Origin of the sequence: Amycolatopsis sp. 505, assembly GCF_031625235.1 — a bacterium.
In the GTDB taxonomy this organism is placed as follows: domain Bacteria; phylum Actinomycetota; class Actinomycetes; order Mycobacteriales; family Pseudonocardiaceae; genus Amycolatopsis.
The window spans coordinates 573,219-599,700 of sequence record NZ_JACKQP010000008.1 but is presented as its reverse complement, the minus strand read 5'-3'; the positions used below and the strand labels follow the sequence as shown (position 1 = coordinate 599,700).

Sequence of the window (26,482 nt, the reverse complement as noted above, 5' to 3'; positions counted from 1 at the left end):
TTCTTAGGCGGGTCTCAGCACGCTGCGTAAAACTAGCGCCATGCGCATCCTTGTGGTGGACGACGACCGCGCCGTCCGTGAGTCGCTCCGGCGGTCCCTGGAGTTCAACGGCTACCAGGTCCAGCTGGCCAGTGACGGTGCGCAGGCCCTGGAGGCGATCATCGCCGACCGGCCGGACGCGATGGTGCTCGACGTCATGATGCCCCGGCTCGACGGCCTGGAGGTCGCCCGCCGCCTGCGCAGCACCGGCGACGACCTGCCGATCCTGGTGCTGACCGCGCGCGACACCGTCTCCGACCGGGTGTCCGGGCTGGACGCCGGCGCCGACGACTACCTGCCGAAGCCCTTCGCGCTCGAGGAGCTGCTCGCCCGGCTGCGGGCGCTGCTGCGCCGCGCCATGCCGGAGGGGCAGAACGGCCAGGCGTCGGAGGTGCTGTCCTTCGCGGATCTGACCCTCGACCCCGGCACGCGGGAGGTTCGCCGCGGCGGCCGCGAGATCAGCCTGACCCGGACCGAATTCGCCCTGCTGGAACTGTTCCTTTCCTACCCGAAGCACGTCCTCACGCGTGGCCGGATCCTGGAGGAAGTATGGGGTTACGACTTCCCGACGTCGGGCAACGCGCTGGAGGTCTACGTCGGTTATTTGCGCCGCAAGACGGAGGCCGAGGGGGAGCCGAGGCTGATCCACACGGTGCGGGGAGTGGGGTACGTCCTGAGGGAAACCCCGCCGTGACCGAACCCGGCGATCCCCGCGGCACGCGCTGGGGAGCCCGCCGGTTCTCGCTGCGCGGCCGGGTGACGCTGCTCGCCGCCGCCTGTGTCGCCGGCGCCGTCGCGCTGGTGTCGATCGGCGCGTACATGGTCGTGCGCAGCAACCTTTACCAGCAGCTCGACGACAGCCTGCTGGCGCGCGCGCAGGCGGCGGCCGACTCGCCGCAGGTGCAGACCGAGCTGCGGCAGGTCCCCGGCGCCTTCCTGGCCAGTGCCGACCTGCAGATCGGGCAGCTCAACGCGGCGCCCGACGTCCAGCACGCGGTGATGACGTACCCGCTGTCGAGCTCGCCGCCGCCCTTCGGGCAGGACGAGCTGGCGGTCGCGAACGGCGATTCGGCGGAGTCGCTGCGGACGGACTTCCGCTCCGACAGCCGCGTGGTCGCGTTGCCGACCGGGCACGGCGAGGCCATCGTGCTGGCCCAGTCGATGGGCCCGACCAAGCGCACGCTGAACGAGCTCGCGCTGGTGCTCTTCCTGATCGGCGGCGCCGGCATCCTGGTCGCGGCCGCGGCGGGCACGGCGGTGGCGCGCGCCGGCCTGCGTCCGGTCGACCGGCTGACGTCGGCCGCCGAGCGCGTCGCCAAGACCGGCGACCTGCGGCCCATCCCGGTCAGCGGCGACGACGAACTCGCGCGTCTCACCCAGACGTTCAACACCATGCTCGGCACGGTCGCGGACTCGCAGGAACGCCAGCGCCAGTTGGTCGCGGACGCCGGCCACGAGCTCCGGACGCCGCTGACGTCGCTGCGCACCAACCTCGAGCTGCTGCTCGCCGCCAGCAAGCCGGGCGCGCCGCCGCTGCGGGACGAAGACCGCGTCGACATCGTCGCGGACATCAGCGGGCAGCTCGACGAGCTGACGCAGCTCATCGGCGACCTGGTCGAGCTCGCGCGCCAGGACGAGCCGCGCGAGCGCTTCGAGCGCGTCGAGCTGCTGGAGGTCGTCGAGCGGGCGCTCGACCGGGCGCGGCGCCGGGCGGGTGAGATCAACTTCGACGTCTCGCTGCAGCCGTGGGTGCTTACCGGCGACAACAGCTCGCTCGAGCGCGCGGTGCTGAACCTGCTGGACAACGCGGTGAAGTTCTCGCCGCCCGACGCGACGGTGTGGGTGCGGCTGTACCCGCTCGGCGACGGCACCGCCGTGGTCGAGGTCGCCGACGCCGGGCCGGGCATCGCCGAAGAGGACCTGCCCAAGGTGTTCGACCGCTTCTACCGCTCGTCGGAGGCGCGGACGCTGCCTGGTTCGGGCCTCGGCCTGGCGATCGTGAAGCACGCGGCCGAGCGGCACGGCGGCGCGGTGTACGCCTCGCGGGCGCCCGAAGGCGGCGCGTTGATGACGATCCGGCTGCCGGGAGCGCCCGGCTGAGACCCGCTCGTGGTCGGCTGTTGCTTGTTCGCGCTTCCTCTGGTGGTGTTGTTCACCCTGGTCGGCGCACGCCTGCCCTGACCTGTTGTTTCGAAGTTCACCCACGCTGCTCCTGCGGATCTCGTGTTGAATCGTGTAGGATTTTGTGTGGTTGAGGTTCGACGGACGGAGTGAACGGTGCTGGCGCGTCAGCGACAGGCGGTGATCCTGGAAGAGGCACGCCGGACCGGTGCGGTCCGTGTGAGCGACCTCGTGACCAGGCTGGGCGTGTCCGACATGACGGTGCGCCGCGACCTCGACGTCCTCGCCGGGCGCGGGCTCGTGGAGAAGGTCTACGGCGGCGCCACTTCGGTCATCGGCAAAAGCACCGACGAACCCGGCTTCGAAGCCAAGTCCGTGCGCCAGCGGGCGCAGAAGGAAGCCATCGCCGAGCTCGCCGCGACGCTGGTCCGGCCCGGCACCGCGATCGGCCTCTCCGCCGGCACCACCACGTGGACCCTCGCCCGGGCGCTCGACGCCATCCCCGGGCTCACCATCGTGACCAACTCGATCCAGGTCGCCGACGTGCTCCGCGGGTCGACGCAGCCGGACCGCACCGTCGTGCTCACCGGCGGGGTGCGGACGCCCTCGGACGCGCTGGTCGGGCCGGTCGCCGTGCACAGCCTGCGGTCGCTGCACCTGGACGCCGTCTTCCTCGGCGTGCACGGGATGGCCGACGGGCCGGGCTTCACGACCCCGAACCTCACCGAGAGCGAGACCGACCGCGCGCTGGTCGAGGCCGGGCGCAAGCTGGTCGTGCTCGCCGACCACACCAAGTGGGGCACCGTCGGGATCTCGACGATCGCCGACCTGGACGAGGCCGACGTCGTCGTCACCGATGACGGGATTCCCGACGAGGCCAAGGAAGTTCTCGCCGAACGGGCGGGAGAACTCATGATCGCCGAGACGGCGGAGACGGACGAGGCCCAAGAAGCGTGAAGCGCACCGTACGACACCTGGCCGACGGCCGGGAGATCATCTACTTCGACCAGCCCGGCGCGCCCGACCGCGTCGCCGAGGACACCCGCGACCTGCCGCCGGTTTCGGCCGCGTCGGAGATCCGGCGGGACCCGCTGACCGGTGAGTGGGTCGCGATGGCCGCGCACCGCCAGACGCGGACCTACAAGCCGCCGGCCGACCTCTGCCCGCTGTGCCCGAGCAAGCCCGGCAAACCGAGCGAGATCCCGGAAAGCGATTACGACGTCGTCGTCTTCGAGAACCGGTTCCCGTCCTTCGCCGAGGACGTCGTCGGCGAGCCGTCCACTGTGGATGGTCTCGGGCTGGTGCCGGTGCGGCCCGGGCGCGGCCGCTGCGAGGTCGTCTGCTTCACCAGCAACCACGACGGTTCTTTCGCGCAGCTGAGCGCGAAGCAGGTGCGGGCCGTGGTGGACGCGTGGGCGGACCGCACGACCGGGCTTTCCGCGGTGCCCGGCGTCGAGCAGGTCTTCCCGTTCGAGAACCGCGGCGAGGAAATCGGCGTCACGCTGTCGCACCCGCACGGGCAGATCTACGGCTACCCGTTCGTCACGCCGAAGACCGAGCGGATGCTCGACGTCGCCCGCGCCTACCAGGCCGAACACGGCCGCCCGGTGCTCGGCGACGTGTTAGCGGCCGAACGCAAGTCCGGCGCACGCGTGGTGACCTCCGGCGAGCACTGGACGGCGTACGTGCCGCCGGCGGCGCGCTGGCCGGTCCAGGTCCAGATCGTGCCGCACCGGCAGGTCCCGGACATCCCCGCGCTGACCGACGCCGAGCGTGACGACTTCGCCGACGTCTACCTCGACGTGCTGCGCCGCTGCGACGCGCTGTACGACCGGCCGCTGCCCTACATCGCGGCGTGGCACCAGGCGCCGGTGCGCCGCGACCGCGAGCTCGGCTGGCTCCACCTGGAACTGTTCTCCGTGCTGCGCGCGAAGGACAAGCTGAAGTACCTGGCGGGGTCCGAATCGGGCATGGCGGTGTGGATCAACGACGCGACGCCGGAGCAGATCGCGGAACGGCTCCGCGCGGCGGGCTGAGCGGCCATACTCATCTGCGATGCACAGGTTCGGCTCAGGAACCTCTCAGGACCATCGCGCAAGGTGAGGACATGACCGAGAACGACCCCAGCGCACACGACCCCGCGGCGCCGAGGCACCCCGAGACCGGCCAGCAGCCGGCGCAGGGCGGTTGGGCGGGGAACCCGTACGGTGAGCAGGCCCAGCCCGAGTCCGGCGGTGCGCCGCAGTATTCGGAGCCCTCCTACCACGCGGTGACCGGGGCCGATCCGGCGTACGGCGGGCAGGGCGCGAACCCGTGGTCGGCCCAGGGCGCGCAGATGCCGTCCGGCCAGACCCAGCAGAGCGTCTACCCGCCGCCGAACCCGTACGGGCAGCCCGCCACCGGCGGTTACCCGGTGGCCACGCCGCCCGAGCCCAAGCGCTCCGGTGGGAAGCTGCTCGCCGGTGTCGCGCTGGTCGCGCTGCTGGTCGGCGGCATCGCCGGCGGGGCGGTCGGGTACCTGACCGGCGGGTCGTCCGGCTCGTCCAGCAACGCGCTCGACGCGCCGAAGCCGGCCCAGCAGACGGGCAACGCGCCCGCCGGCTCGGTCGAGTCCGTTGCGCAGAAGCTGTCGCCCAGCGTGGTCGAGCTGCAGGTCAGCGGCCAGCAGGGGGCCGGCGAAGGCTCCGGGTTCGTGATCAGCACCGACGGCTACATCCTGACGAACAACCACGTCGTCGAGGTCGGCGCGAACGGCGGCCAGATCCAGGCGGTGTTCCAGGACGGCAAGAAGGCCGCCGCCAAGATCGTCGGCCGCGACCCGACGACCGACATCGCGGTCGTCAAGGTCAACGGCGTCAGCAACCTGACCCCGGTGGAGCTCGGCCGGTCCGACGACTTGCGCGTCGGCCAGTCCGTGGTGGCCATCGGCTCGCCGTTCGAGCTGGCCGGCACGGTGACGTCGGGCATCGTCAGTTCGCTGCACCGGCCGGTGCGGGCGGGCGGCAGCAGCGGCGACCAGACCACGGTGATGGACGCGGTCCAGACCGACGCGGCGATCAACCCGGGCAACTCGGGCGGTCCGCTGGCGAACATGTCCGGCCAGGTCATCGGCATCAACTCGGCGATCTACAGCCCGCAGTCGGGTGGTCAGGGCCAGGGCGCGTCCGAGGGTGGCAACGTCGGCATCGGCTTCGCCATCCCGATCGACCAGGCCCGCCGCACGGCGGACACGATCATCAAGACCGGCCAGGCGGTGCAGACCTACATCGGTGCGGAGGTCAAGGACGCCCCGCAGGGCGGCGCCGAGCTCGGCGCGATCAAGGCCGGCAGCCCGGCGGAGAAGGCCGGCCTGAAGGCGGGCGACGTCGTCACCAAGATCGACGACCGCCCGATCGACTCGGCCGACACGCTGGTCGCGGCGGTCCGCACCCGGGCCCCGGACGAGAAGGCGACGTTCACGCTCGCCGACGGCCGCACGGTCGAGGTCACCTTCGGCGGCCAGCCGGTCCAGCCCAACTGATTGCTGATCCAGACGCTCGGCCGCCCTGGCGCGGCCGAGACCAACTTCGGCTCGACCCCCGTATCCGGGGCCGGACCCACAAGGCCACGCGCGACCAGGCACTCGATGCCGGTCGCGCGTGGCCGCATTTGTGCCCGGGTCAGGGACGGTCGGCCGGCGTGCCGGGGCGGTCGGCTTGCGTGCCTGGAGGGTTGGCCGGGAAGGCGGACTCGGCAGGCCGCGTATCTGGAGGGTCGGGTGGCGTGTCTGGAAGGTCGGCCGGGTCGCGGGGCGGGGTAGGCCGCGTGTCCGGAGAGCCGGCCGGTGTGCCTGGAGGAGCGGCCGGGGTTGGTCGCGTGCCCGGGCCGTCGGCTGGTGTGCCGGGAGGGTCGGCCGGCGTGCTTGGACGGTCGGTTGGCGTGCCGGGGCGGGCATCTCGCGTGTCTGGAGGGTCATCACTCGTGATTGGAGGGACATCACGTGTGATTGGGGGGACGACACGGTGGCGGAGGGCGGTCAGGACCACCGCGAGCCAGACTGCGGCCAAGGTGACGGCCAGGGCCGGGGCCGGGTTGGTGTCGTGGAGGCCGGGCATCGGTGGGGTCCCGTACGGGCGCCAGAGCAGCGGGAACGCCAGGATGGCCAGCGTGGCGGTGATGACCGTGCCCGCCACGACGGGGGTTCGCCAGCGGGGCGGGAGGAGCCGGGACAGGGCGAAGCCGAGCAGGGCCGTCAGCGGGGCGATGATCGCGTCGTTGACGAGCGGGCCGCCGATGATCCAGCCCACCGTGCCGAAGACGTCGGGACGCAGGGGCAGCGCGTACTCGGCGAACAGCACCACACCCCAGGCCAGTGCCGCGAGGCCGGGCAGCGCAAGGAGCGCGCGGGCGGTCTTCACAGCGCCTCCAGCTTCGTGACCCACTTCGTCTGCAGCACGCCGGGCCGGTTCGGGGCGATGATGCGGCAGGGGAAGCCGTGGTCGGGGGCGAGGACCTCGCCGTTCAGCTCCAGGGCCAGCAGCGTCAGCTCGTCGGCCGTGTGCTCGCCGGGGAGGACGCTGACGCCGTACAGCCCGCCACGCTCCGAAGAGGACACCCGGACCGCCGTGCCCGGTGTCGCGCCGACGGCCTTCAGCAGCGTGGGCAGGGAGATCCCGCGCCAGGTGGCCGACTGGCTCCAGCCCTCGACACACGCGATCGGGAGCTCGGCCGTCGTCTGGGGCAGGGCGCGCAGGTCGTCGAGCGAGAACTTCGTCGTGCCGCGCGGGGTCACCACCGAGAGCCGCCAGGCCGGCGACCACGTGACACCGGCGGCCGCCGCCGTGCGGTTGACCGGCAGGTTCTGCGTACCCTTGCCGGTCTTCCAGGAGAGGGCGGAGACGCCGCGCAGGAACGGGACCGTCGCGCCCGCGGTGGCCACGACCGCGACGCCGGTCGCCAGCCCGGTGGTCACCAGGAAACCCCGTCGCGACAGCCCTTCCGCCGGTGGTTCCTCGACGGTGCCCCGGCTCAGGGCACGGCGGATGATCGGCAGCTTCACCGCGACGTGCACCAGGATCGAGCCGATCGCCAGCCACGCGACCGCGTAGTGCACCTGCGGGAAGTAGAAGCCCCACGGGTAGTTCTGCGCGACGTTCAGCAGCCCGGTCGTCAGCTCGAAGAACGCCGCGCCGGACAGCACCAGGATCGACAGCCGCTCAAGGGCGTGCGGCAGCGAGCGGACGAGCGGCCGGCCGAACAGCTTCGGGTAGACGCTCCACAGTTTCGCCAGCAGCAACGGGATCGAAGCCACGCCCGAGATCACGTGCAACCCCTGCGTGACGCGGTAGAGCCCGACCGGCCGGCTCGGCCAGAAGAACCACTCGGGTGGGTGCTGGATGAGGTGGCTGAGCAAGCCCGTCAGGAAGCACGTCGTGAACGTGATCGCCAGGGCCAGGCCGATCTTCGACGTCACACGCTCGTGGTGCGCCGGCGCCCGGAACTGCTCCTCCGCCGGGATCGGGAGTTTCACGCTCGCTCCAATCGCGCGAACCAGCGGTGACCGTGCCGGGTGGTCCGGTCGACGCACAACCCGGCACGCGCGGCGACTCCGGCGATCGCGTCGACCCCCACCCAGGCCCAGGTGAACCAGGCGACGTCGGCGTGACCGGGCCGGAGCCGGACGCGCTCGTGCCGGAGTCCCCGGCCGGGCGGCTCCAGTTCGACGAGCACGTCGCCGTCGGGGGCGATCAGCCGCGCCGTGCGCCGGAGCAGGGTGACCGGGTCGCCGCCGATGCCGATGTTGCCGTCCGCGAGCAGGGCGTGCCGCCACCGCCCTTCGCCGGGCAGGCGGTCGAAGATGTTGCGCTTCAACGCACTTCCGCCGCGCCGCCGGGTCAGCCCGACGGCCGTGCGCGAACTGTCCACGCCCAGCACGACCACCCCGCGCGCGGCCAGTGCCGCGGTCAGCCTCCCGGGCCCGCACCCCAGGTCGATGGTGGGGCCGGAACACGCGTCGAGCAGGACGTCGTCGCCTTCGGAGGTTTCCGCCCAGCGTTCCACCGCCAACTCCATCCGCTCTCCGTTGGCCAGTTCGAGCCAGCACCGGTGCCCGAGCAGGCCGAGGTCGAACTCGTGGCCGGCGCTCGCCGGGGCCGTCATGACGCCACCGCCTGTCCGCCGACGGCCGCGACGGCGTGGGCGAACCGGCCTCCCGGACACGCCGCCGCCACCGAACGCGCGTCCGCCATGGTGTCCACATCGGACAGGCGGAACGCCTGTCGTGTCTGCAACCCGCGCTCGGCGAGGGCGCGCAGCGTGCGCTCGCCGGTGTCGTCGCGGGACATCGGGACGTCCACGAGAGCCTGCGCATGCCGTGGCTCGGCGAGTCCCAGCGCCCACCAGCCACCGTCCTCGGCCAGCCCGAGCACCGAGTCGTGGCTGCCGTGCCGGACCGGTGCGGCCGCCGCGGCGAGGGACTCCGGCGTCACCTGTGGCGTGTCCATGCCGATCTGGAGGATGGGCAGACCGGCGTGCACCGCGGCGGCGTCGGCGTGGGCGTTCGCCAGCCGCGCCCCGAAATCCCGGCCACGCTGCGAGATGACGGTCGCGAGCCGGAGCGCCGCACCGATCTCGGCGGCCCGGGCCGCGGCGCCGAGGTCGCCGGTCATCGCGACGACGGGCAAGGCGCCGGGGACCGCGCAGACGGCGTCGAGCGTGTCGAGCAGTGCGGCCGCGGCGATCTCGGCCGCCTGAGCCGGGGTCGCGGGTGGGCAGAGCCGGGTCTTCGCGAAGCCGGGAACCGGCGCCTTGGCCACGACCAGCAGGACGAACGGCGTCATCGGGCCAGCACCCGCCCGAAGTCGCGCACCGCACGCAGCGTCCCCCGAGCCGACCCGGACACCTTCGACTTCGTGCCCTTGGCGCGCTCGCCGTAGCGGACGTCGAACTCGCGGACCCGCCACCCGGCTCGCTGTGCCTTGATCAGCAGCTCCAGGGGGTAGCCGAAGGCCCGGTCGGCGACGCCGAGGCCGAGCAGCGCCCGCCGGTCCGCGGCGCGCAGAGGCGCGATGTCCCGCACCGGCAGCCCACGGCTGCGCAACAGCGACGCCAGCACGACGTTGCCTGCTCGCGCGTGCCACGGCCACACCCCGGGACCGGTCGGCACCCGGCGTCCGACCGCCAGGTCCGCGCAGTGCCCGACCGCGCTCACCAGCTGTGGCAAGTCGGCGAGGTCCAGGGACCCGTCGGCGTCGGCGAAGCACACGATGTCCGCGGTGGCGGCTTCCAGTCCCGTGTGCACGGCCGCGCCGTAGCCGCGACGCGGTTCGTGGAGGACCTTCGCGCCCAGCGAGGCCGCTACCTCGGGTGAGCCGTCGGACGAACCGTTGTCGACCACGATCGCGCGGTAGCCGGGTGGCAGGCCGGCCAGCACGCCGGGCAGCGCGGCCGCTTCGTCGAGGCAGGGGAGGACGACGTCCACTTCCAAGTCAGTCACGCCGCCGACCGTAAGTCCGTCCGGGAGTGGCGTAGAACCCTTGCGGCGCTTACCGAATCATGACATCCGGCGAGTTCTTACCGCGTCGTTACGGCTCCCGCTCCGAGGGCGCGGACCGGCCGCCGCGGACCTAGGGTGGGCGGCGATGAGCGAGCCGAACCCGGCAGCCCGGCTCGCCGAGCCGCCTGCCCGCGAACCCGAAGCCCCGGTCACCGGCCGCCGCGCCGACCTCCTCGCCGTCGCCGCGGCGGCGGTGCTCGTCGCCACGGCCACCGCGGTCGGCCTGTACTACAACCGGCCGCACTCCGGCGTGGTCATCTTCGTGTCCGCGCCGCCGTTGTTCGCCGACTGGCTGCCGCACGTCGGCCCGGGCTCGGTGTTCGCGGTGCTCATCGCGGTCGCGGTCGTCCTGCACGGCCCCACGCTGGCCGCCCGGCTGCCGTGGCGCCGCGCGCTCGCCGCCGGCTACCTCGCCTCGCTCGCCTGGATCTTCTCGCTGACCATGGTCGACGGCTGGGACCGCGGATTCGCCGGGCACCTCACCATTCCGCAGGAGTACCTCCACGAGGTCCCGGGCATCACCGACATCCCGCGGATGCTGCGCGAATTCTCCTCCCGCATCCTCGATTTCCAGCCGCATTCGTGGACGACGCACGTGTCGGGCCACCCACCGGGCGCGACGCTCGTCTTCGTCTGGCTGGACCGGCTCGGCCTGCACGGCGGCGCGTGGGCGGCCACGGCCGTCGTGCTCGCCGGCAGCCTGGTCGCGGTGGCCGTGCCGGCCACGGTCGCGCTGCTCGGCCGGCCCGAGGCGGCCCGCACGGTGCTGCCGTTCGCCGTCCTCACCCCCGGCGCGGTGTGGATCGGCGTGTCCGCGGACGGCCTGTTCGCCGGCGTGACGGCCACCGGCCTGGCGCTGCTCGCGCTGTCCGCGACGGGGTTCTCCCACGGCCGCCGGTACGCCGTCCCGGCCGGACTGGCCGCCGGGGTGCTGCTCGGCTTCGGGATCTTCCTGTCTTACGGCCTGGTGCTGCTCGGCGTGCTCGCGGTGGCGGTCGCCGTTCTCGGCCGGCAGTGGCGGGCGGCGGCGCTGGCGATCGTCGCGGCGCTCGCCGTCGTGGGCGTGTTCGCCTGGGCCGGCTTCTGGTGGCTCGACGGCTACCACCTGGTCGTCGAGCGCTACTACCAGGGCGTCGCGCTGGTCCGGCCCTATTCGTACTGGGTGTGGGCCGACCTCGCGGCGGTCGTCGTCGCCCTCGGCCCCGCGGTCGTGGCCGCCGTCCGGCGCGGCGTCGGATCTCCGCGCCGGGCCCTGCTCACCGATCCGGTGCTCCTGCTCGGTCTCGCCGCCCTGGCCGCCATTCTCTTCGCCGACGTTTCGGGCCTGTCGAAAGCCGAGACCGAGCGGATCTGGCTACCGTTCGGGGTGTGGTTGCTGCCGATGACGGCGTTGCTCCCGCGGCCCGGTCGCCGGTGGTGGCTGGCCGCGCAGGCGGCGACGGCGCTGGCGGTCAACCACCTGCTGCTGACGGGCTGGTGAGGGAGACGTGATGAGCGATCAGACCGGGCACGTGCTCGTGGTCGACGACGACGAGACGGTCCGCGACGTCGTCCGCCGCTACCTCGAGGTGGCCGGGTTCACCGTCGACATTGCCGGCGACGGTGCCGAGGGCCTGGCCCGGTTCGCCGCCCACGAGCCCGACCTGGTCGTTCTCGACGTCATGATGCCGGGGATCAACGGCCTCGAGGTGTGCCGGCAGCTGCGTGAGGTGAGCCAGGTGCCGATCGTCATGCTCACCGCCCTCGGCGAGGAGGAGAACCGGATCGCCGGGCTCCAGCTCGGCGCCGACGACTACGTGACCAAGCCGTTCAGCCCCAAGGAGCTCGCCCTTCGCGTCGCCTCGGTGCTGCGCCGTGCCCGGATGCCACGCCCGGAGCCGGCCGCCGCCGAGCTCGTGGACGGCGCACTGCGCCTGCAGATGAAGGCCCGGACCGCGACCCTCGGCGGCCGCGAGCTGCCGCTCACCACCCGCGAGTTCGACCTGCTCGCGTTCTTCCTCGCCCACCCGGGCGTCGCCTACTCGCGCGCGGACCTGCTCGAGAAGGTGTGGAGCTGGGACTTCGGCGATCAGTCCACAGTGACCGTCCACGTGCGACGGTTGCGCGAGAAGATCGAGCGCGACCCGGCCAAGCCGACTCGGGTGGCGACCGTGTGGGGTGTCGGCTATCGCTACGACCGGGAGCAGCCGTGATCGGCTCGGGTGAATCCGTCCCGGAGATGCTGACGCACCTCTGGCACATCCTGCCGTTCGCGCTGCTGTTCTCGCTGCCGATCGCGGCGCTGGGCGGCGTGGCGCTGTACGTCCTGCGCCGCGGCTCGCTGGCCACCACGCTCACGGTGCTGGTGCTGATCCCGGTGCTCGCCACGCTGGCCGGCGTCCTGGGCATCAGCGGGTTCATGTTCACCCCGGCGTTGACGACGATGCTGCTGGTCTGCCTGCTCGTCGCGCTGGTCACCGTGCCCGCGGCGATCATCCTCGGCCGGGCGATCGCCCGTCGCAGCGTGTGGGAGCGCGAGGCGCGGGAGCGGGAACGCGCCGCCGAGGCGTCGCGGCGCGAACTGGTCGCCTGGATCAGCCACGACCTGCGCAGCCCGCTGGCCGGCATCCAGGCGATGGCCGAAGCGCTGGCCGACGGCGTGGTGTCCGAACGCGACGAGGTCGCCGACTACGCCCAGCGGATCGGCGGCGAAACCCGTCGGCTGTCCGCGATGGTCGGAGACCTGTTCGAGCTCTCGCGGATCACCGCCGGCGCCCTGGAGCTCACGATGTCCGCGGTGCCGCTGCGGGACGTGGTGAGCGACGCCGTCGCCGCCCAGGCGCCGGTGGCCCTCCGGAAGCGGGTCCAGGTGCTCGCCAACGCGTCGACCTGGCCGGTGGTGACCGGCAGCGACCCGGAACTGGCCCGGATCGTGCGGAACCTGGTGTCCAACGCGATCCGGCACACCCCGCCCGACGGGACGGTGGCGGTGCAGATCGGCGTCGACGGCGACGAGGCGTTGCTCGCCGTCGACGACTCCTGCGGCGGCATCCCGGACGACGAGATCAACCGGGTGTTCGACGTGGCGTTCCGCGGGACGCAGGCGCGGACGCCCGAGCGCGGCGGAACGACCAGCGGGGGCGGGCTCGGCCTGGCCATCGCCAAGGGGTTGGTGGAGGCGCACCGCGGGCGGATCGGGGTGCAGAACCACGGGCCGGGGTGCCGGTTCGAGGTGCGCCTGCCGCTCGCGATGCCGTAGGCCGCGGCGGGTCCGGGTTCCGCGTGGCGCGGCCGGCCCGGGACCGAGGGATACCTCGGCTGTGGCTGTGATCCGGGACCGCGGCAGGTGATGTCCGGTCGCGCGAGCGGCCCGGAACCGGACGCAGCGCGGCGTTCGGCTCAGGGGCCGCGGGAGCCGATCTGGTGTCAGGGTGAGACCGGCTCGCGGAGCTCGGCCGTGGCGAAGTCGGCGATGCCCTCCGCGAAGCCGATTTCCGCGGTGAAGCCGAGCAGCTCGCGGGCTCGGGCCGGGTCCGCGACGACGTGGCGGACGTCGGCCGCGCGGGCGCCGCCCATGACCTTCGGCGCCGGGCCGCCACATGCCCGGGCCAGCTCTGTTGCCAGGTCGCCCACCGTGTGCGGGGTGCCGGAGCAGATGTTCAGCGGGGTGAGGTCGTTCGGGCCGGGTGTCCGGAGGGCCAGGACGTTTGCCTTGGCGACGTCGTGGACGTGGACGAAGTCGCGTTGCTGGCGGCCGTCCTCCAGGACTTGCGGGGCCTCGCCGCGGGCCAGTGCCGATCGGAAGAGCGATGCGACTCCCGCGTACGGCGTGTTCTGGGGCATCCGTGGGCCGTAGACGTTGTGGTAGCGCATGGCCCACACCGTGCCGCCCGTTTGGCGGGCCCAGGCACCGGCCAGGTGTTCCTGGGCCAGTTTCGTCGCCGCGTACGTGCTGCGCGGGTTCAGCGGCGCGTCCTCGGGCACCAACTGCCAACTCAGCTCCTCCTCGCACGACGGGCAGCGCGGCTCGAACCGGCCCGCGTCCACATCGGACCGGCGGCGTGGCGAGGGTGCCACCACGCCGTGGGCCGGGCAGGTATAGCGGCCTTCGCCGTAGACGACCATCGACGAGGCCAGGACCAGCTTCCCGACGCCGGCCGCGTGCATGCCGGCCAGGAGCACCGCCGTGCCGTAGTCGTTGTGCAGGGCGTACGACGGCGCGTCGGACGGGTCGACGCCGTGGCCGACCACCGCCGCCTGGTGGCAGACCGCGTCGACGCCGTCCAGCAGCTCCGCGACGATTTCCGTGTCCGTGACGTCGCCGCGCAGGAACCGGTGCCTGCCCGTGTACGGCGGTGGGGTGCGGGAACCGTGGGCCGTCGGGAGGAGGTTGTCCAGCACCACGACGTCGTCGCCGCCATCGGCGAGGAGGTCGGCGATGTGGGACCCGATGAACCCGGCTCCGCCGGTGACCAGTACACGCACACCGGCCACGCTAGGGGGCTTCGGCGGAGCTCGCCGACGCTCACCGCGGCACGTCACCGAATCGTCAGAACTCACCCGGAACCTCCCGGCGCCCGGCCGCCGAAACCGGCTACGGTGGGCGCCATGGAACGGAGTGCACAACGGCTGGGCCGGGCCCTCGTGGTCATCGTGGACGATCGCGTGGCGCACGGCGAGCACGAGGACACCACTGGCCCGCTGGTCACGGAGCTGCTCGAAGAAGCGGGCTTCATCGTCGACGGTGTCGTGGTGGTCGAGGCCGAGACCGCGGGTATCCGCAACGCGCTCAACACCGCCGTGATCGGCGGCGCCGACCTGGTGATCACCGTCGGCGGCACCGGCGTGCTGCCGCGTGACCGGACCCCGGACGCCACCGCCGGTGTGCTCGACCGGCCGATCCCGGGCATCAGCGAGGCCATCCGCGCGTCCGGGCTGGCCGCCGGCGCGGTCGACGCCGGGATCTCGCGCGGGCTCGCCGGGGTTTCGGGAAGCACGCTCGTGGTCAACCTGGCCGGGTCGCGGTCCGCGGTGCGCGATGGGATGGCGACGCTGACCTCGCTCGTGCCGCATGTGATCGACGAGCTTTCGGGTCTCGAAGAGGTGTGACCCGCGGTTTGCGGATCGGTGGCGGACTGACCTCGTTCGTGGTCGACGAGCTTTCGGTGTGCCTCGCGGTTTCCGGATCGGCGGCAGGTTGAATGTCCGGAGGCCCGGTTTCGGGGCGATGTACCTGCCGACCGAAGCCGGGCCTCCGCCGGGCCGGGGCGCTCGCCGTTGAGCTGGGTGTCACGCTCATTGACACCGCGTACCTCTACGGCGGCGGGGGTCAACGAGGAGGTGCTTGCCGCGGCCCTGCACCCCATCGACCCGGAAACGCCGTTGGCCGACCAGCTCGGGGCGCTCCGAGCTGCAGTCCGCCGGGAAGGTCGGCCTGCTCGGGCGGTCCGAAGCGACCGTCGGCGAGTTCGCGTCCCTGCCTTGGCGGCCCGTTGCGCCGGTCGCCGGTGGTGCTGCCGGTTCCGGGTACCGGGCGGATTGCGCACCTGGAGGAGAACGTCGCCGCTGCGGGGCTTGTGCTGAGTGCCGAGCAGCTGGGGCGGCTCGATTCGCTCGGCTGGGGTCGCGCCGCGGTGACGTGTCGGCGGGTGGCGCGGGGTTGTTCGGGGCGGAGGGTTGGTGCGCCGGCAGCGGGGTGGTGGCCGGCGGTGGGAGTCGCCGGGGTCTTCGCTCTGGAGTTGTCAAACAGCGCGTCGTGGGATACTTGGGGCATGGCGGGTGAACAGCGGAAACCTCAGACCGGCGAGCAACGGCGCCGGGTTGATGAGATCTTCGGGGACGTTCTGCCCGAGACGACCTCCGATGAGCGTGATCCCGAGCGGCGCACCGGTCTCCCGGATGACTGGTACCGGGAGAACCGGCCACCGCACCACGACCGCTGACCTCGTCAGTCGCGGTCGGTGCCGCGCTGGTTGGTCTGCTGGGCGCGCAGCAGGTCGCGGATCTCGGTCAGCAGCTCCACGTCCGTCGGCTCCGAGGGGCCCGGCTCCTGGCCGCGCTTGCGGCGCTCCTGCACCTTCTTGACCGGCAGCACGATGACGAAGTAGACGACCGCCGCGACCAGGACGAAGTTGATCGCCGCGTTGATCACGCTGCCGAAGTCCAGGAACGTCGCCTTGTTGTTGTCGAAGATCTGGTATCCGAGGCCGTTCGCGGCGTCGGTGCCGCCGATCGTGCTGATCAGGGGCTTGATCAGGCCGTTGGTGAACGCCGTGACGATCGCCGTGAACGCCGAGCCGATGACCACCGCCACGGCGAGGTCCACGACGTTGCCGCGCATCAGGAAGTCCTTGAAGCCTTTGAACACCTTGCTCTCCTCACGAGCCACGAACCGGAAGGGGACGCCCGGCCCGTATCGGCGGGCGTGGGCTAGCGGAGAGTAACCGTTACCGGACGCTCCAGTGAAATCGCCGCCACCGTTGTCGCGGCCGCTTCCGGAAGGCGGAGCAGCACCAGCGGCCCCTTGGGCGTGGCCGGCTGCCGGTGCCCGACCGTCACGACCGTCGCCCCGGCGGCCAGCACGGAGGCCGGCACTGCCTGCTCCGGCGCCGCGACGACGTCGACGCGCTGGCCGGGCTGGAGCAGGTCCGCGACCGCCTCGTCGGCCAGCCGGACCGGCACGGTCGCCGTGCCGGGATCACCCCGGGCGGGGGCCGTGGCCAGGCGGACGTCGGTCAGCGGCTCACCGGCCCGGACCGCGCCCGCCAGCAGGCGCCCCTCGACGGCCTCGAAGGTGCTCAGCACGCCGCTCGGACGTGCTTCGTCGGGCAGGTCGGCCAGCCGGACGTCGGCAGCGCTCAGCGTCGCTCCGGAAGGAAGGTCGTGTGCCGCGAGGACGGTCGGTGCGCCTCGCGCGGAACCGGGGTGAACGAGCGACAGCCCGCCCAGGACGAGCAGGCCGACGGCGAGCCAACGGCGGATGAGCCGTGCCCGCCGGCTCGGCAGCCGGGTCGGATGAAGTGCGCGGAGCTTCGGCAGGATGTCCACGGGGCCCCCTCGGCCGGATCGGGTGCGGCGGGGTGCCGCACGAGATCGACGTTAGGGAAGCCGGACGGGCCGCCGGAAGGGCCACGTCCGGCATCTGTGGACAACCGGGGTGTTGTGGATAACCTGCGGGTCAGGACGCCGCGGCGGCCGTCTTCGTCGTGGTCGAAGAGGAGGATGCCGAGCTCGTGTCGGACTTCGACTCCGTCTTGGTCTCGGTCTTCGCCGGGGCGGCCGCGGTGCTCGACTTGCTCGAGTCGCGCGAGTCCGTGCGGTAGAACCCGCTCCCCTTGAAGACGACGCCGACCGAGCTGAAGACCTTGCGCAGCGCCCCGGAGCACTGCGGGCAGACGGTCAGGCTGGGGTCCGAGAACGACTGCACGGCTTCGAACCGGTGGTCGCATTCTTTGCAGGCGTACTGGTACGTAGGCACTGACGGCTCCTTTGCTGGCACTCATCCGACCTGAGTGCTAACCCGATTGTGCGGGAAAACCTTCCCGGAAGGCAATTCCTGGTTGCTCACACCGGCAGATCGACCACGCCGCGCCCCGGTGTCAGGGCCCCGGTCATGCGCACGTCGTGGGCCTCCCCGGGCAGCCGTTCGACCAGCTCTTCGTCCCGGACGACGGCCAGCAGCGCCGCGCCGGCCGCGGCGAAGACCAGCGAGCGATCGTAGTGGCCGGCCCCGCGCCCGAGCCGGACGCCCCGGCGGTCCACGGCCAGCGCCGGCACCAGGACCAGCTCCGCCTCGCCCACAACCTCGGTACCCAGGCGTTTCCCGCCCGGCTCGCGGATGCCCCGGAACGTGCTGGGCACCAGGTCGGCCTCGCCCGTGTACTCGGCCCAGTCGAGCGGCTCCGTCCGCGACCGGATGACCGGCAGCAGCACCCGCGCGCCGCCCGCCACCAGCGCGTCGACGAACGCCGTCGTGCCCGGCTCGGTGCCGAACGGCAGGTACGCGCACACGGTGCCGGCTGTGACCTTCGACACCGCACTGACCAGCGCCGACGCCTCCCGGGCGTGGGATTCGGCTGCCTGCCCCGCCCGGGCGCGCGTCACCCGGTCACGCCACTCCGTCTTGCTCAGGTGCTCATTGCCCAGCGCGTGCATGACCTCACGTTAGGCTCTGCGCCCATGACGGGCGCCGCAACCACCCAGACGTTCAGAACCGCCATCGTGCCTGCCGCCGGCCTCGGGACACGGTTCCTCCCGGCGACGAAGGCCGTGCCCAAGGAGCTCCTGCCGGTGGTGGACACGCCGGGCATCGAGCTGGTCGCCGCGGAGGCCGCCGCCGCCGGCGCGGAACGCCTGGTCATCGTGACCTCACCGGGCAAGGACGCCGTGGTCCGGTACTTCGAAAAGCAGCCCGAGCTCGAGCAGAACCTCGAAAGCAAGGGCAAGACCGACCTGCTCGCCAAGGTCCGCCGGGGCTCCGACCTCCTCGCCGTCGAAACCGCCATCCAGGAGCAGGCCCTCGGCCTCGGCCACGCCGTCGCGCAGGCCGAGCCCAACCTGAAGCCCGACGACGAGGCCGTCGCCGTGCTGCTCCCGGACGACCTGGTGCTGCCGACCGGCGTGCTCGAGAAGATGAGCGCGGTCCGGGCCCAGTTCGGCGGTAGCGTGCTCTGCGCGTTCGACATCCCGAAGGCCGAGATCTCCCCGTACGGCGTCTTCGACGTCACCGACACCGACGACGACGACGTCAAGCGCGTGCACGGGATGGTCGAGAAGCCGAAGCCGGAGGACGCGCCGTCGACCTACGCCGCGGCCGGGCGCTACCTGCTCGACCGGGCGATCTTCGACGCGCTCAAGCGGATCACCCCGGGCAGCGGCGGCGAGCTGCAGCTGACCGACGCGGTCGCGCTGCTGATCAGCGAAGGACACCCGGTGCACGTCGTCGTCCACCGCGGTGGACGCCACGACCTGGGGAATCCGGGTGGTTTCCTGCGCGCCGCGGTCGATTTCGCGCTTGAAACGCCCGAGTACGGTCCATCTTTACGGGCGTGGCTGACGGAACGGATCGGGACACAGCGCCCATGACGGAATCCCTCGACGCGGCACGGCCCGAGGCGGCCGGGGACGAGGCCGAGCTGCGCTCGGTCGACGCGCAGATCTCCATGACCTTGGATGCCGCCGTCCGGCCGCAGCCGGTGCGCGTGGCGATCTCCGAGGCCCAGGGCCTGCTCTGCGCCGAGGAGGTGGTCGCCGAGCACGCGCTGCCCGGGTTCGACCAGGCCGCGATCGACGGGTACGCGGTGCGCAGCGTGGACGTGCGCAACGCCGGACAGGAGCCGGTGCAGCTGCCGGTCGTCGGGGAGATCGCGGCGGGTTCGCGCCAGCCGCGGCGGCTCCAGCCCGGCCAGGCCGTCCGGGTCGACACCGGCGCGCCGCTGCCGACGCTGGCCGACGCGGTCGTGCCGCTCGCCTACACCGACGGGCACCAGGCCAAGGTCACGGTGCACCGCTCGGTGCCGTCGGCGGGGTACGTGCGACGGGCCGGCGAGGACGTCCAGATCGGGGACGTCGCGGTGCGCCGCGGCGACACGATCGGCTCGGCCCAGGTGGGCCTGCTGGCCGCGGTCGGCCGGGCGAAGGTCCTGGTCTACCCGCGGCCGCGGGTGTCGATCGTGTCGGTCGGCGACGAGCTGGTCGACATCGACCGGACGCCGTCGGTCGGGCAGGTCTACGACGTCAACTCCTACGCGCTGGCCGCGGCGGCGCGGGACGCGGGCGCCGAGGTCAGCCGGGTCGGCATCGTGCCGAGCGAGCCGAAGCGGCTGCGGGAGGTCGTCGAGGGACGGCTGCTGATGTCGGAGATCGTCGTGGTCGCGGGCGGCGCCGGGGGCGCCACCGGCGACGAGGTCCACGCCGCGCTGTCCGACCTCGGCCGGATCGACATGACGCGGGTGGCGATGCACCCCGGGTCGGTCCAGGGGTTCGGCCGGCTCGGCCCCGACTCGGTGCCGACGTTCCTCATCCCGGGCAACCCGATGAGCGCCCTGGTGGTGTTCGAGGTGCTGGTGCGGCCGCTGATCCGGGCGGCGCGCGGCACCCGCAACCCGCACCGGCGGATCGTCGGCGCGCGGCTGCTGTCGCCGATCACCTCGACCCCGGGCCGGCGCGGCTTCCTCCGCGGCCAGCTGCTGCGCGACGAGGCCAACGGCGAGTACCTGGTCCAGCCGCTCGGCCAGTCCGGGGCGCACCTGCTCGCGTCGCTGGCCGAGGCGAACTGCCTGATTAACGTGCCGGAAGAGGCGACCGACGTCCCCGCCGGCGAGCAGGTCCAAGTCACCTTCCTGGCGCAACGGGCCTGATGAACTCCGTGTCGGGCGTGTCCTATCCGGTGGAGAGCCGGCACCCGGGCTGGCCCGCCCGGCTCGGCCCGCTGCGGGTGCCCGCGGGCGAGGTCGCGATCCGGCCGGTCCGGCTGCGCGACGCCGGCGAGTGGAGCCGGATCCGGCTCCGGGACCGCGCGCACCTCGAAATGTGGGAACCCACCGGGGTCGGCCCGTGGCCGGAACGCAACGCCTTCTGGTCGTGGCCGTCGCAGTGGGCGGCTCTGCGTTCGCTCGCTCGCCGTGGTCAGTGTCTCCCGTTCACGATCACCCTGGACGGGCGTCTCGCGGGTCAGATCACTGTGGGTAACGTCATCCGGGCGTCGCTCCGATCGGCCTGGATCGGCTATTGGGTATCGTCCGAAGTGGTCCGCGGCGGGGTGGCGACGGCCGCCGTCGCGCTCGTCACCGACCACGCCTTCGGCCCGGCCGGGCTGCACCGGCTGGAGGCTACCGTGCGGCCGGAAAACGCCGCCAGCCTGCGGGTTCTCACCAAGGCGGGCTACCGGCGGGAGGGGCTGTTCGAGCGCTACCTCGACGTCGCGGGCGGCTGGCGGGACCACTTCTGCTACGCCGTGACGCGCGAGGAAACCGGGCCTGGGCTGGTGTCGCGGCTGGTCGCCGCGGGCCGCGCCGACTACGCCTGAACGTGATTACCCACCCGGGTCGGTAGTCGTGTTACCACATGCTGTGAGTTTCACCTAATCCGGTGAGGCTTTTCCGTGATCGAACCCGGCGAGCCTCCGCCTGATCTGTTACTCCTGTGACTAACGTGATTCGTGGTGGAAGGATCGGGGGAGGTGACGGGAGATGCCCAGCTCCGTGATCATCGTCGCGCTCGCCGCGGCATGGCTCGTCGTACTCGTGCCCATGGTCGCGCGTAGGCGGCAGCAGGTCGCGAGGACGGCCGACTCGGCGCTCGCGGCCAGGGTCGTGCGCAGTGGACGCAACGAAGACCGGGAGGAATTCGCCATGTCCGACGATCCCGGGAGGTCCCGGCCATCGGTGGAGGACGACCTCGCCGAGCTGGAAGCCGAGCTCGAACTCGATGACGACGTCGAGGAACCGGAGCCCGAGCCCGCGCCGCTCCCGCAGCCGGCCCACGGCCGCCGGGCCGAACGCGACCGCCCCGGCTACCGGCCCGGCCGCGGCGGCTTCGACCCCGAAGCCGCCGAGATCGCGGCCCGGGCCAAGTACAGCTTCCGGCAGCGCATCGTCGTCATCCTGCTCGCGATCGCGGTGATCAGCGGCGCCGTCGCCGGCTTCGTCTTCCCGCTGGCCTGGTGGGGGCACGGCGTGGTCGACGTCGTGCTCGTCGGGTACCTGGTGTACCTGCGCCGCCAGGTGCGCATCGAGGAGGAGATCCGCCAGCGCCGGCTCGCCCGCTTCAACAGCACCCGAGCGCCGCGGCGCCCGTCTGTTCAGGGTCCTTCGGTTTCGGCCCCGGTGGAAGAGGAACGCGACGAGGTCGAGGACGTCGAGGTCGTGGAGCCGGTCCGCCGCGAGGTGGTCGAGCGCCGCCCGTCCCCGACATCCCGCGTCCGCCGCAGCGCGGTGGTCGTCGACCTGGACGACGAGGACCCCGCGTTCGAGGAGCTGGACGAGCCTGGGACCGGGCCATATCGGCGTGCGGTGGGCGAGTGACCCCCCTGCGTGGGGTGCTCGTGGGGCACTGCTAAGCTCTACGAGCACGACCAAGGGGCTGTAGCGCAGTTGGTAGCGCGTCTCGTTCGCATCGAGAAGGTCAGGGGTTCGATTCCCCTCAGCTCCACCCTAGGGTTCTTGCCCAGGACCACCCGCAATGCGGGTGGTCCTTTTAATTGTGCCCTCCGTGCCGGTTGCTGCGGCCCGCTGACCTTGGATGGCGTGGAGTTCGCCGTCTGTGATCTTGTCGTCCTCGATGTAGATGGTGTCGCGCATGTAGGCGATGAACGGCTGGCTGAAGCGAATCGCGGACTTGTGCCGTCATGCGAGATTCGAGATTCTTCGCCATCGTACTCGACGTATCCGAGGTAGGAGCAGTTCCTGGCCGCGCCGATGGTGACCGAACAGTGAAGGCGGCCCAGGGTCAGCGGACGACGAGGCCCTCCACCGGGGCCGGGGGCGCCGGGATGTGGAAGAGGTCGACGAACCGGTCCAGCAGGGTGAGGTCGCCGCTCGCCTGCAGGATCCCGGCCTCGATCGCCGCCAGCGGGCTCAGCCTGCCGCTCAGCAGCGGCTGGATCGAGCCGACCGACTCGATGACGAGGTCGGCCCGGGGAAGGGCGCCCTCGGCGACCTTGAGTGCGCCGTCGTCCACGAGGGCGTGCACGATCAGGTCGCCATAGCGGATCTCGAAGCCGACGTTGACGCCCGCCGCGTGCTCCGGCCGGAACGTCGTGTACAGCGAAAGGATCGCGGAGTCCATGGTGAACAGGTCGTCCGGCGCGGGGTCGAGCATTGCCCTCGCGCCCCACAGCCCCAGCTGCAACAGCACCGGTTCCAGCTCGCGGCCGTACTCGGTGAGTTCGTAGACCACGGCCGCGTCCAGTTGCGGCAGCACGCGCCGCCGGAGCACGCCTGCCTTTTCCAGTTCGTTGAGCCTGCCGGAAAGCACGCTCGGTGGCAGCTTCGGCAGGGTCTGCCGCAGGTCCGAGTACCGCTTCGGGCCGAGCAACAGGTCTCGCACGACGAGCAGCGACCATCGCTCGCCGACGAGCTCGAGGGCGCGGGCGAGGCCACAGAATTGCCCGTAGGTTCGACCGGTCATGATGTGCGTCCCTTCTACGCCGGTGTGGGCGGAGTAGGTGTTGTGGTTTGCGTTCGAAAGCTGGTCTGTTCGCGTGGCCTCTTCAGCGGTGCGACTGGTCCGAGAGCAGGACGTGGTGCAGCTCCTGGAGCTCGTTGCACGGCTCGAGGCCGACCTCGCCGCTCAGCCTTGCCCGGAACTGCCGGTAGAGCTCCAGCGCCTCGATCCGCCTGCCGCTGAGGTTGAGCACCCGCATCAGCTGGCCGTTGAGGCCCTCGTCAAGGGGGCTGGCGGCGATCAGCGACCGCAACTCGCCAATCAGGTCGTGGTACATGCCCGCCTCGATCTCGGCATGGATGCACAGGCGCTGCGTGTTTCGTCGCTGTTCCTCCAGGTCGGTCGCATACACCGAGAGCACAGGGCCGCATGTCACGTTGGCCAGCGGCGGCCCGCCCCACAGGTCCAGTGCCTTGCGCAGGACGGTGGCGGCTTCGGCGTAGTGCTGCCGGTCGAACAGCGCCCTGCCCTCCCGGGCCAGCCACTGGAACACGGCGACGTCGACCTGGCCAGGGTCGACGCGCAGCAGATAGCCGGGTGCCCTGGTCACGATGATCTGGTCGCCGTCGCTGGCGAATCCGTTGGCTTCGATGTACCTGCGCAGTTGCCAGACGTGTGTCTGCATGGTGGTCCGGCCGCCGCGGGGCGGGTCGCCCGCCCACAGCTCCTTGATGATCAGATCACCCTGCACGACCTTGCCGGGACGCATGAGCAGCATCGCCAGCACCTGGAGCACCTTCGGTGCCGTCGGCGCGTGGTCCTCGCCGTCCTTGCGGACCTCCAAGGGGCCGAGCAGGGTGAAGTGCGGCCCACCGTTGGGCTGGCCGGCGAACCCGGCCGAGGCGTCGTCAGATCGGTCCCATAGCGCCAGGTCGGAATCCAACATACGTGGCTCCCATCGGTGACTTCCGTCGCTGGTTGACGTCCACCCAGTTCGATGTCGATCCAAGCGACGGTCGATTCCTGAACATTGGCAGATCGATCGTGGCCGCGGCAGTGCACCGGCCACGAATACCGATTTGAATCCGGCCCGCGGCACCTATGGTCAACGCATATGCGGTTCATGGATTGTGCATTGGTGATATCGGCGACACGAAACCAGAATTTCCAGCTCAAGACTGACTTTCCCGAACCGCCAGTAGTCTGTTGGTTGGTCACGCGCTGCACAATACTGAGGGGTAATGATGGCTGATCGGGTCCAGAAAGTGCGCAAGATGGCAGCAAACACTACTCTGAACAGTCGAGCAATGTCTAGGCCATCGATCTTCAAATAGACGAATTCGACCAGTGGAGCAACCCTCGCCGGTTGCGGCTGGTGTGTTGAACCAGCAGCCCGACGACGGCGTTTCGAGCACGGTACGGCTGTGGTCGTTGATTGAGGACGTCCTGGTCGAGGCTGATCCGGAGAGCGAGTTCCTCGTGGCGGTCACCAGGTGGGGCGAGTTCAGCGTCGGCGATGCCGGCGCGCTGGTCTGCCGCGACGTTCCTGATGGCGTTCGCCAGCTTGTCGGAAGGCGCGTCCTTGAGCATGAAGCCGGCGACCCGGTTCATCAGTGCTTGTCGTTACGACAATCAGGTGATGCGGCTGCCCCCCCAGCGGCCCACCGCGTGCGCACTGCCCGTGCCACCGGCTGGGCACCACTGACTTGGCTGGTCCTTGATCCCTCTTTGACGAGCGTGAGAACAGATGGCGTCATGCTGGCTCCCAGACGAGGTTGACGGCGCGATTCGTCGACACGGACGTCGGAAGCAATGACGAGCCGGAACGTCGCCGCACCTCGCGCGGCGCTCCGGTAGGTCGTGGCCGGGGCGGACCACGACGCGAACTGGGGCCGAGCCGCCCGGTCAGGGACGTGCGGTGACTCGGAAGCGAGTGAGAGGCCGCGAGTGAGCAGGGACCACAGCAGGTAGGACATTTTTGTCTCCAGGGTTCCGGACTGTGCCGCCAATGCTGGAGTCCATGGGGAGTCGAGTTGATCCGGCGGTTGCGGATCGTTCTCGAGGACCGGAGGAGAGACCTATGCAACTTGCCGTCCAGCAAGCAATTTCGGCGATGCGCGATCGTTACTTCGACCCCATCACCCTCGGCCAGATAGCGGCTGAGGTGTTCGTCAGCCCCTTTCATCTCTCCAGGGTGTTCGCGGAGCTGACGGGCGTGACGCCGGGCCGTTACCTGACCGCCGTCCGGTTGTTCGAGGCCAAGCGGTTGCTGCTGACCACCGATCTCACCGTGGCCGACGTCGTGTCCAGCGTCGGCTACAACAGCGTCGGCACGTTCACCAGCCGGTTCACCAAGGCGGTCGGCATGACCCCCACCCAGTACCGCAGCCCGGAGGTACGCGAGTTGCTGCTCGCCGTGAGCCCCGACTTCCACCGGGTGCCCCCGGCCGAGGCACTGCCCGGCGCGAGCGGGCTGCCCGTGCAGGGCGCGGCGTCGGTGTCCGCCACGGTCGACCTGCCCGCCGCGGCCGCACCGGCCAACGTGCTGGTCGGCCTGTTCGCCGAGCGCATCCCGCAGTGCGGGCCCGTGGCGTACGCCGCGCAGGCCGGTGTCGGCTCGACCAGGCTGACCATCTCGGACGTGCCGCCAGGGCGGTGGACCGTGCTCGCGGTCGCCGAGGGCGCGCACGGCGGGGGCGCGGAGAGCATCTACCTCGGCACGGTTCGGCAGCCGGTCGCCGTGTCGCCGGGTGGCGCCACCAGGGTGTCCCTGCGGTTGCGCGAACTGCAACCGACCGATCCGCCCATCGCGATCACGCTGGCCTCCGAGACCTTCCCGCGCGGTATGAGCCGCGATCTGGCCCGTCCCGAGCTGCGGGTTGCGGCCTGACCTGAGGATTGAGTCGCCGGTCGGGGGCGGTTTCGGTCTCGCTGGGCGGCCCGGCTCCGGACGCGTGGGCGGTGTGCCGACGTCCGCATCCGCGCCTTTCCTCGCCGAGGCGCTGGACCGGGGCCTGCTTCCCGACTACGAGAGACACCGGTGGAAGCCGCCGTGCGTGAGGTGGTGGAGGAGACCGGTTGGCGACCGCACCGGCTTTCCGAGCTGTCGTATGTCCAGCCGATGGCCGGTGTCGCCAATGCGGAGCATTTCGTGCTCCGTGGCCACGGGGCATAGCTGCGGGTGACGCCACCGTTGCTTGCGTGCGGTCATCGGAGCGACCGGCGACCTCGGCAGGTGCCGACGATTGAAACGGGGGAGTGTGCACTCGAAGAGAGGACGACCTCCGATAGGCGGCCGTACCGTCGTGCTCGTGGACCTCCGCACTGTGATCGCGCTCGGCGCAGGCACGATCGGCACGTCGATCGGCCTCGCGCTGACCCGCAGCGGTGTGCGCGTCCGGCTGGCCGACCCGACGCCGATGCGCTCGCCGCCGCGGTGGATCGCGGGGGCCTTCAGTCCCTCCAGTCGACGTCGGCGCCACAGAGCTCGGGGATGAATATTTCTACAAGCGATTATTGATCGGGACTGGAGGACCAATGATGGGGAGTCGGAACTCCGACGTAGTCTTCGTCAGGTGGCCCGCGCAGGCGGACCTGCGGAACCGCTATCAGCTTGAGGGGAGACCTCGATTACTTGTCGTAGAAGGAGGCGCGGTACCGCCGGTCAGCAACGACCCGATTGAAGATTGGGCTCGCCAACCGATA

General features: G+C 71.5%; 29 protein-coding genes and 1 tRNA gene. 17 read left to right on the top strand and 13 right to left on the bottom strand.

From position 1 onward, the window contains the following. Positions 1-40: 40 nt before the first annotated feature. The 5 genes from H5965_RS30670 to H5965_RS30650 all read left to right on the top strand — a co-directional run bounded on the left by H5965_RS30670 (position 41) and on the right by H5965_RS30650 (position 5,680). Positions 41-733, top strand: coding sequence for a response regulator transcription factor (locus H5965_RS30670; RefSeq protein ID WP_176174720.1), 693 nt, complete (start codon positions 41-43; stop codon positions 731-733). Then, a complete protein-coding gene (locus tag H5965_RS30665; RefSeq protein WP_310974118.1) occupies positions 730-2,139 on the top strand; it encodes a HAMP domain-containing sensor histidine kinase in 1,410 nt (469 codons plus the stop codon). Before H5965_RS30670 ends, H5965_RS30665 begins: the two co-directional genes overlap by 4 nt. Before the next feature lie 177 nt (positions 2,140-2,316). Further along, positions 2,317-3,117: a DeoR/GlpR family DNA-binding transcription regulator gene (locus H5965_RS30660; protein ID WP_310974116.1), complete on the top strand. Its 801-nt coding sequence runs from the start codon at positions 2,317-2,319 to the stop codon at positions 3,115-3,117. Continuing rightward, positions 3,114-4,196: a galactose-1-phosphate uridylyltransferase gene (gene galT, locus H5965_RS30655; protein ID WP_310974114.1), complete on the top strand. Its 1,083-nt coding sequence runs from the start codon at positions 3,114-3,116 to the stop codon at positions 4,194-4,196. Before H5965_RS30660 ends, galT begins: the two co-directional genes overlap by 4 nt. Before the next feature lie 71 nt (positions 4,197-4,267). Continuing rightward, positions 4,268-5,680 (top strand): trypsin-like peptidase domain-containing protein, encoded by a 1,413-nt coding sequence (locus tag H5965_RS30650; protein WP_310974109.1) that lies wholly within the window; start codon positions 4,268-4,270, stop codon positions 5,678-5,680. A 139-nt stretch (positions 5,681-5,819) separates the two neighbouring features. Here the strand turns inward: H5965_RS30650 and H5965_RS30645 are convergent, their stop codons facing one another. The 5 genes from H5965_RS30645 to H5965_RS30625 are packed head-to-tail and all read right to left on the bottom strand — an operon-like array spanning position 5,820 to position 9,619. After that, the gene (locus tag H5965_RS30645; protein WP_310974107.1) at positions 5,820-6,557 is read right to left on the bottom strand and encodes a hypothetical protein; all 738 of its coding nucleotides are present in this window, start codon (positions 6,555-6,557) and stop codon (positions 5,820-5,822) included. Then, on the bottom strand, positions 6,554-7,669 hold the full coding sequence (locus H5965_RS30640) for a molybdopterin-dependent oxidoreductase (RefSeq protein ID WP_310974104.1): 1,116 nt from the start codon (positions 7,667-7,669) through the stop codon (positions 6,554-6,556). The genes H5965_RS30645 and H5965_RS30640 overlap by 4 nt, the downstream gene beginning before the upstream one ends. Continuing rightward, positions 7,666-8,298 (bottom strand): class I SAM-dependent methyltransferase, encoded by a 633-nt coding sequence (locus H5965_RS30635; RefSeq protein ID WP_310974102.1) that lies wholly within the window; start codon positions 8,296-8,298, stop codon positions 7,666-7,668. Before H5965_RS30635 ends, H5965_RS30640 begins: the two co-directional genes overlap by 4 nt. Further along, complete coding sequence (locus H5965_RS30630) at positions 8,295-8,978, bottom strand: DUF2064 domain-containing protein (RefSeq protein WP_310974100.1); 684 nt, start codon at positions 8,976-8,978, stop codon at positions 8,295-8,297. The genes H5965_RS30635 and H5965_RS30630 overlap by 4 nt, the downstream gene beginning before the upstream one ends. Beyond that, a complete protein-coding gene (locus H5965_RS30625; RefSeq protein WP_310974205.1) occupies positions 8,975-9,619 on the bottom strand; it encodes a glycosyltransferase family 2 protein in 645 nt (214 codons plus the stop codon). Before H5965_RS30625 ends, H5965_RS30630 begins: the two co-directional genes overlap by 4 nt. A gap of 160 nt (positions 9,620-9,779) precedes the next feature. On the opposite strand from H5965_RS30625, the gene H5965_RS30620 reads away from it, so the two are divergent. The 3 genes from H5965_RS30620 to H5965_RS30610 are packed head-to-tail and all read left to right on the top strand — an operon-like array spanning position 9,780 to position 12,932. Continuing rightward, positions 9,780-11,174 carry a hypothetical protein gene (locus H5965_RS30620; protein WP_310974099.1) on the top strand — a complete coding sequence of 465 codons (1,395 nt, stop codon included), beginning with the start codon at positions 9,780-9,782 and terminating at the stop codon, positions 11,172-11,174. Positions 11,175-11,184: 10 nt separating this feature from the next. Beyond that, positions 11,185-11,886, top strand: a complete 702-nt coding sequence (locus H5965_RS30615; protein ID WP_310974097.1) for a response regulator transcription factor — start codon at positions 11,185-11,187, stop codon at positions 11,884-11,886. Further along, positions 11,883-12,932, top strand: a complete 1,050-nt coding sequence (locus tag H5965_RS30610) for a HAMP domain-containing sensor histidine kinase (RefSeq protein ID WP_310974096.1) — start codon at positions 11,883-11,885, stop codon at positions 12,930-12,932. Before H5965_RS30615 ends, H5965_RS30610 begins: the two co-directional genes overlap by 4 nt. Before the next feature lie 167 nt (positions 12,933-13,099). Here H5965_RS30610 and H5965_RS30605 read toward each other — a convergent pair whose 3' ends face one another. Further along, on the bottom strand, positions 13,100-14,158 hold the full coding sequence (locus H5965_RS30605; RefSeq protein WP_310974095.1) for an NAD-dependent epimerase/dehydratase family protein: 1,059 nt from the start codon (positions 14,156-14,158) through the stop codon (positions 13,100-13,102). Between the two features lie 123 nt (positions 14,159-14,281). On the opposite strand from H5965_RS30605, the gene H5965_RS30600 reads away from it, so the two are divergent. After that, on the top strand, positions 14,282-14,782 hold the full coding sequence (locus tag H5965_RS30600) for a molybdenum cofactor biosynthesis protein B (protein WP_013230045.1): 501 nt from the start codon (positions 14,282-14,284) through the stop codon (positions 14,780-14,782). 838 nt (positions 14,783-15,620) lie between these two features. On the opposite strand, the gene mscL is transcribed toward H5965_RS30600, so the two are convergent. The 4 genes from mscL to H5965_RS30580 all read right to left on the bottom strand — a co-directional run bounded on the left by mscL (position 15,621) and on the right by H5965_RS30580 (position 17,827). Then, positions 15,621-16,040 (bottom strand): large-conductance mechanosensitive channel protein MscL, encoded by a 420-nt coding sequence (gene mscL, locus H5965_RS30595; protein ID WP_310974091.1) that lies wholly within the window; start codon positions 16,038-16,040, stop codon positions 15,621-15,623. A gap of 62 nt (positions 16,041-16,102) precedes the next feature. Beyond that, positions 16,103-16,720: an SAF domain-containing protein gene (locus H5965_RS30590; protein WP_310974090.1), complete on the bottom strand. Its 618-nt coding sequence runs from the start codon at positions 16,718-16,720 to the stop codon at positions 16,103-16,105. Positions 16,721-16,850: 130 nt separating this feature from the next. Continuing rightward, positions 16,851-17,150, bottom strand: a complete 300-nt coding sequence (locus H5965_RS30585) for an FmdB family zinc ribbon protein (protein WP_086846497.1) — start codon at positions 17,148-17,150, stop codon at positions 16,851-16,853. 86 nt (positions 17,151-17,236) lie between these two features. Further along, positions 17,237-17,827: a 5-formyltetrahydrofolate cyclo-ligase gene (locus H5965_RS30580; protein WP_310974087.1), complete on the bottom strand. Its 591-nt coding sequence runs from the start codon at positions 17,825-17,827 to the stop codon at positions 17,237-17,239. A gap of 24 nt (positions 17,828-17,851) precedes the next feature. On the opposite strand from H5965_RS30580, the gene H5965_RS30575 reads away from it, so the two are divergent. The 5 genes from H5965_RS30575 (at position 17,852) to H5965_RS30555 (ending at position 21,823) form a co-directional block, all read left to right on the top strand. Next, positions 17,852-18,757, top strand: a complete 906-nt coding sequence (locus tag H5965_RS30575; protein ID WP_310974085.1) for a UTP--glucose-1-phosphate uridylyltransferase — start codon at positions 17,852-17,854, stop codon at positions 18,755-18,757. Continuing rightward, positions 18,754-20,031, top strand: a complete 1,278-nt coding sequence (gene glp, locus H5965_RS30570; protein ID WP_310974083.1) for a gephyrin-like molybdotransferase Glp — start codon at positions 18,754-18,756, stop codon at positions 20,029-20,031. Before H5965_RS30575 ends, glp begins: the two co-directional genes overlap by 4 nt. After that, complete coding sequence (locus tag H5965_RS30565) at positions 20,031-20,699, top strand: GNAT family protein (protein WP_310974081.1); 669 nt, start codon at positions 20,031-20,033, stop codon at positions 20,697-20,699. The genes glp and H5965_RS30565 overlap by 1 nt, the downstream gene beginning before the upstream one ends. A gap of 163 nt (positions 20,700-20,862) precedes the next feature. Continuing rightward, the gene (gene glpR / locus H5965_RS30560) at positions 20,863-21,696 is read left to right on the top strand and encodes a gephyrin-like molybdotransferase receptor GlpR (RefSeq protein ID WP_310974079.1); all 834 of its coding nucleotides are present in this window, start codon (positions 20,863-20,865) and stop codon (positions 21,694-21,696) included. A 54-nt stretch (positions 21,697-21,750) separates the two neighbouring features. Continuing rightward, positions 21,751-21,823: transfer RNA gene (locus H5965_RS30555), tRNA-Ala, on the top strand. Positions 21,824-22,120: 297 nt separating this feature from the next. Here the strand turns inward: H5965_RS30555 and H5965_RS30550 are convergent. The 3 genes from H5965_RS30550 to H5965_RS30540 all read right to left on the bottom strand — a co-directional run bounded on the left by H5965_RS30550 (position 22,121) and on the right by H5965_RS30540 (position 24,388). Further along, entirely contained in the window at positions 22,121-22,801 is a 681-nt protein-coding gene (locus H5965_RS30550) for a winged helix-turn-helix transcriptional regulator (protein WP_310974077.1), read from the bottom strand. Between the two features lie 82 nt (positions 22,802-22,883). Continuing rightward, positions 22,884-23,723, bottom strand: coding sequence for an AfsR/SARP family transcriptional regulator (locus tag H5965_RS30545; RefSeq protein WP_310974076.1), 840 nt, complete (start codon positions 23,721-23,723; stop codon positions 22,884-22,886). A 380-nt stretch (positions 23,724-24,103) separates the two neighbouring features. Next, a complete protein-coding gene (locus tag H5965_RS30540) occupies positions 24,104-24,388 on the bottom strand; it encodes a hypothetical protein (RefSeq protein ID WP_310974075.1) in 285 nt (94 codons plus the stop codon). A gap of 502 nt (positions 24,389-24,890) precedes the next feature. Between H5965_RS30540 and H5965_RS30535 the strand changes: the two genes are divergently transcribed. The 3 genes from H5965_RS30535 (at position 24,891) to H5965_RS30530 (ending at position 26,274) form a co-directional block, all read left to right on the top strand. After that, on the top strand, positions 24,891-25,667 hold the full coding sequence (locus tag H5965_RS30535; RefSeq protein WP_310974073.1) for a helix-turn-helix transcriptional regulator: 777 nt from the start codon (positions 24,891-24,893) through the stop codon (positions 25,665-25,667). A gap of 87 nt (positions 25,668-25,754) precedes the next feature. Further along, positions 25,755-25,952, top strand: coding sequence for an NUDIX domain-containing protein (locus H5965_RS46230; RefSeq protein WP_396136963.1), 198 nt, complete (start codon positions 25,755-25,757; stop codon positions 25,950-25,952). 136 nt (positions 25,953-26,088) lie between these two features. Next, entirely contained in the window at positions 26,089-26,274 is a 186-nt protein-coding gene (locus H5965_RS30530) for a hypothetical protein (RefSeq protein WP_310974071.1), read from the top strand. Positions 26,275-26,482: the final 208 nt, after the last annotated feature.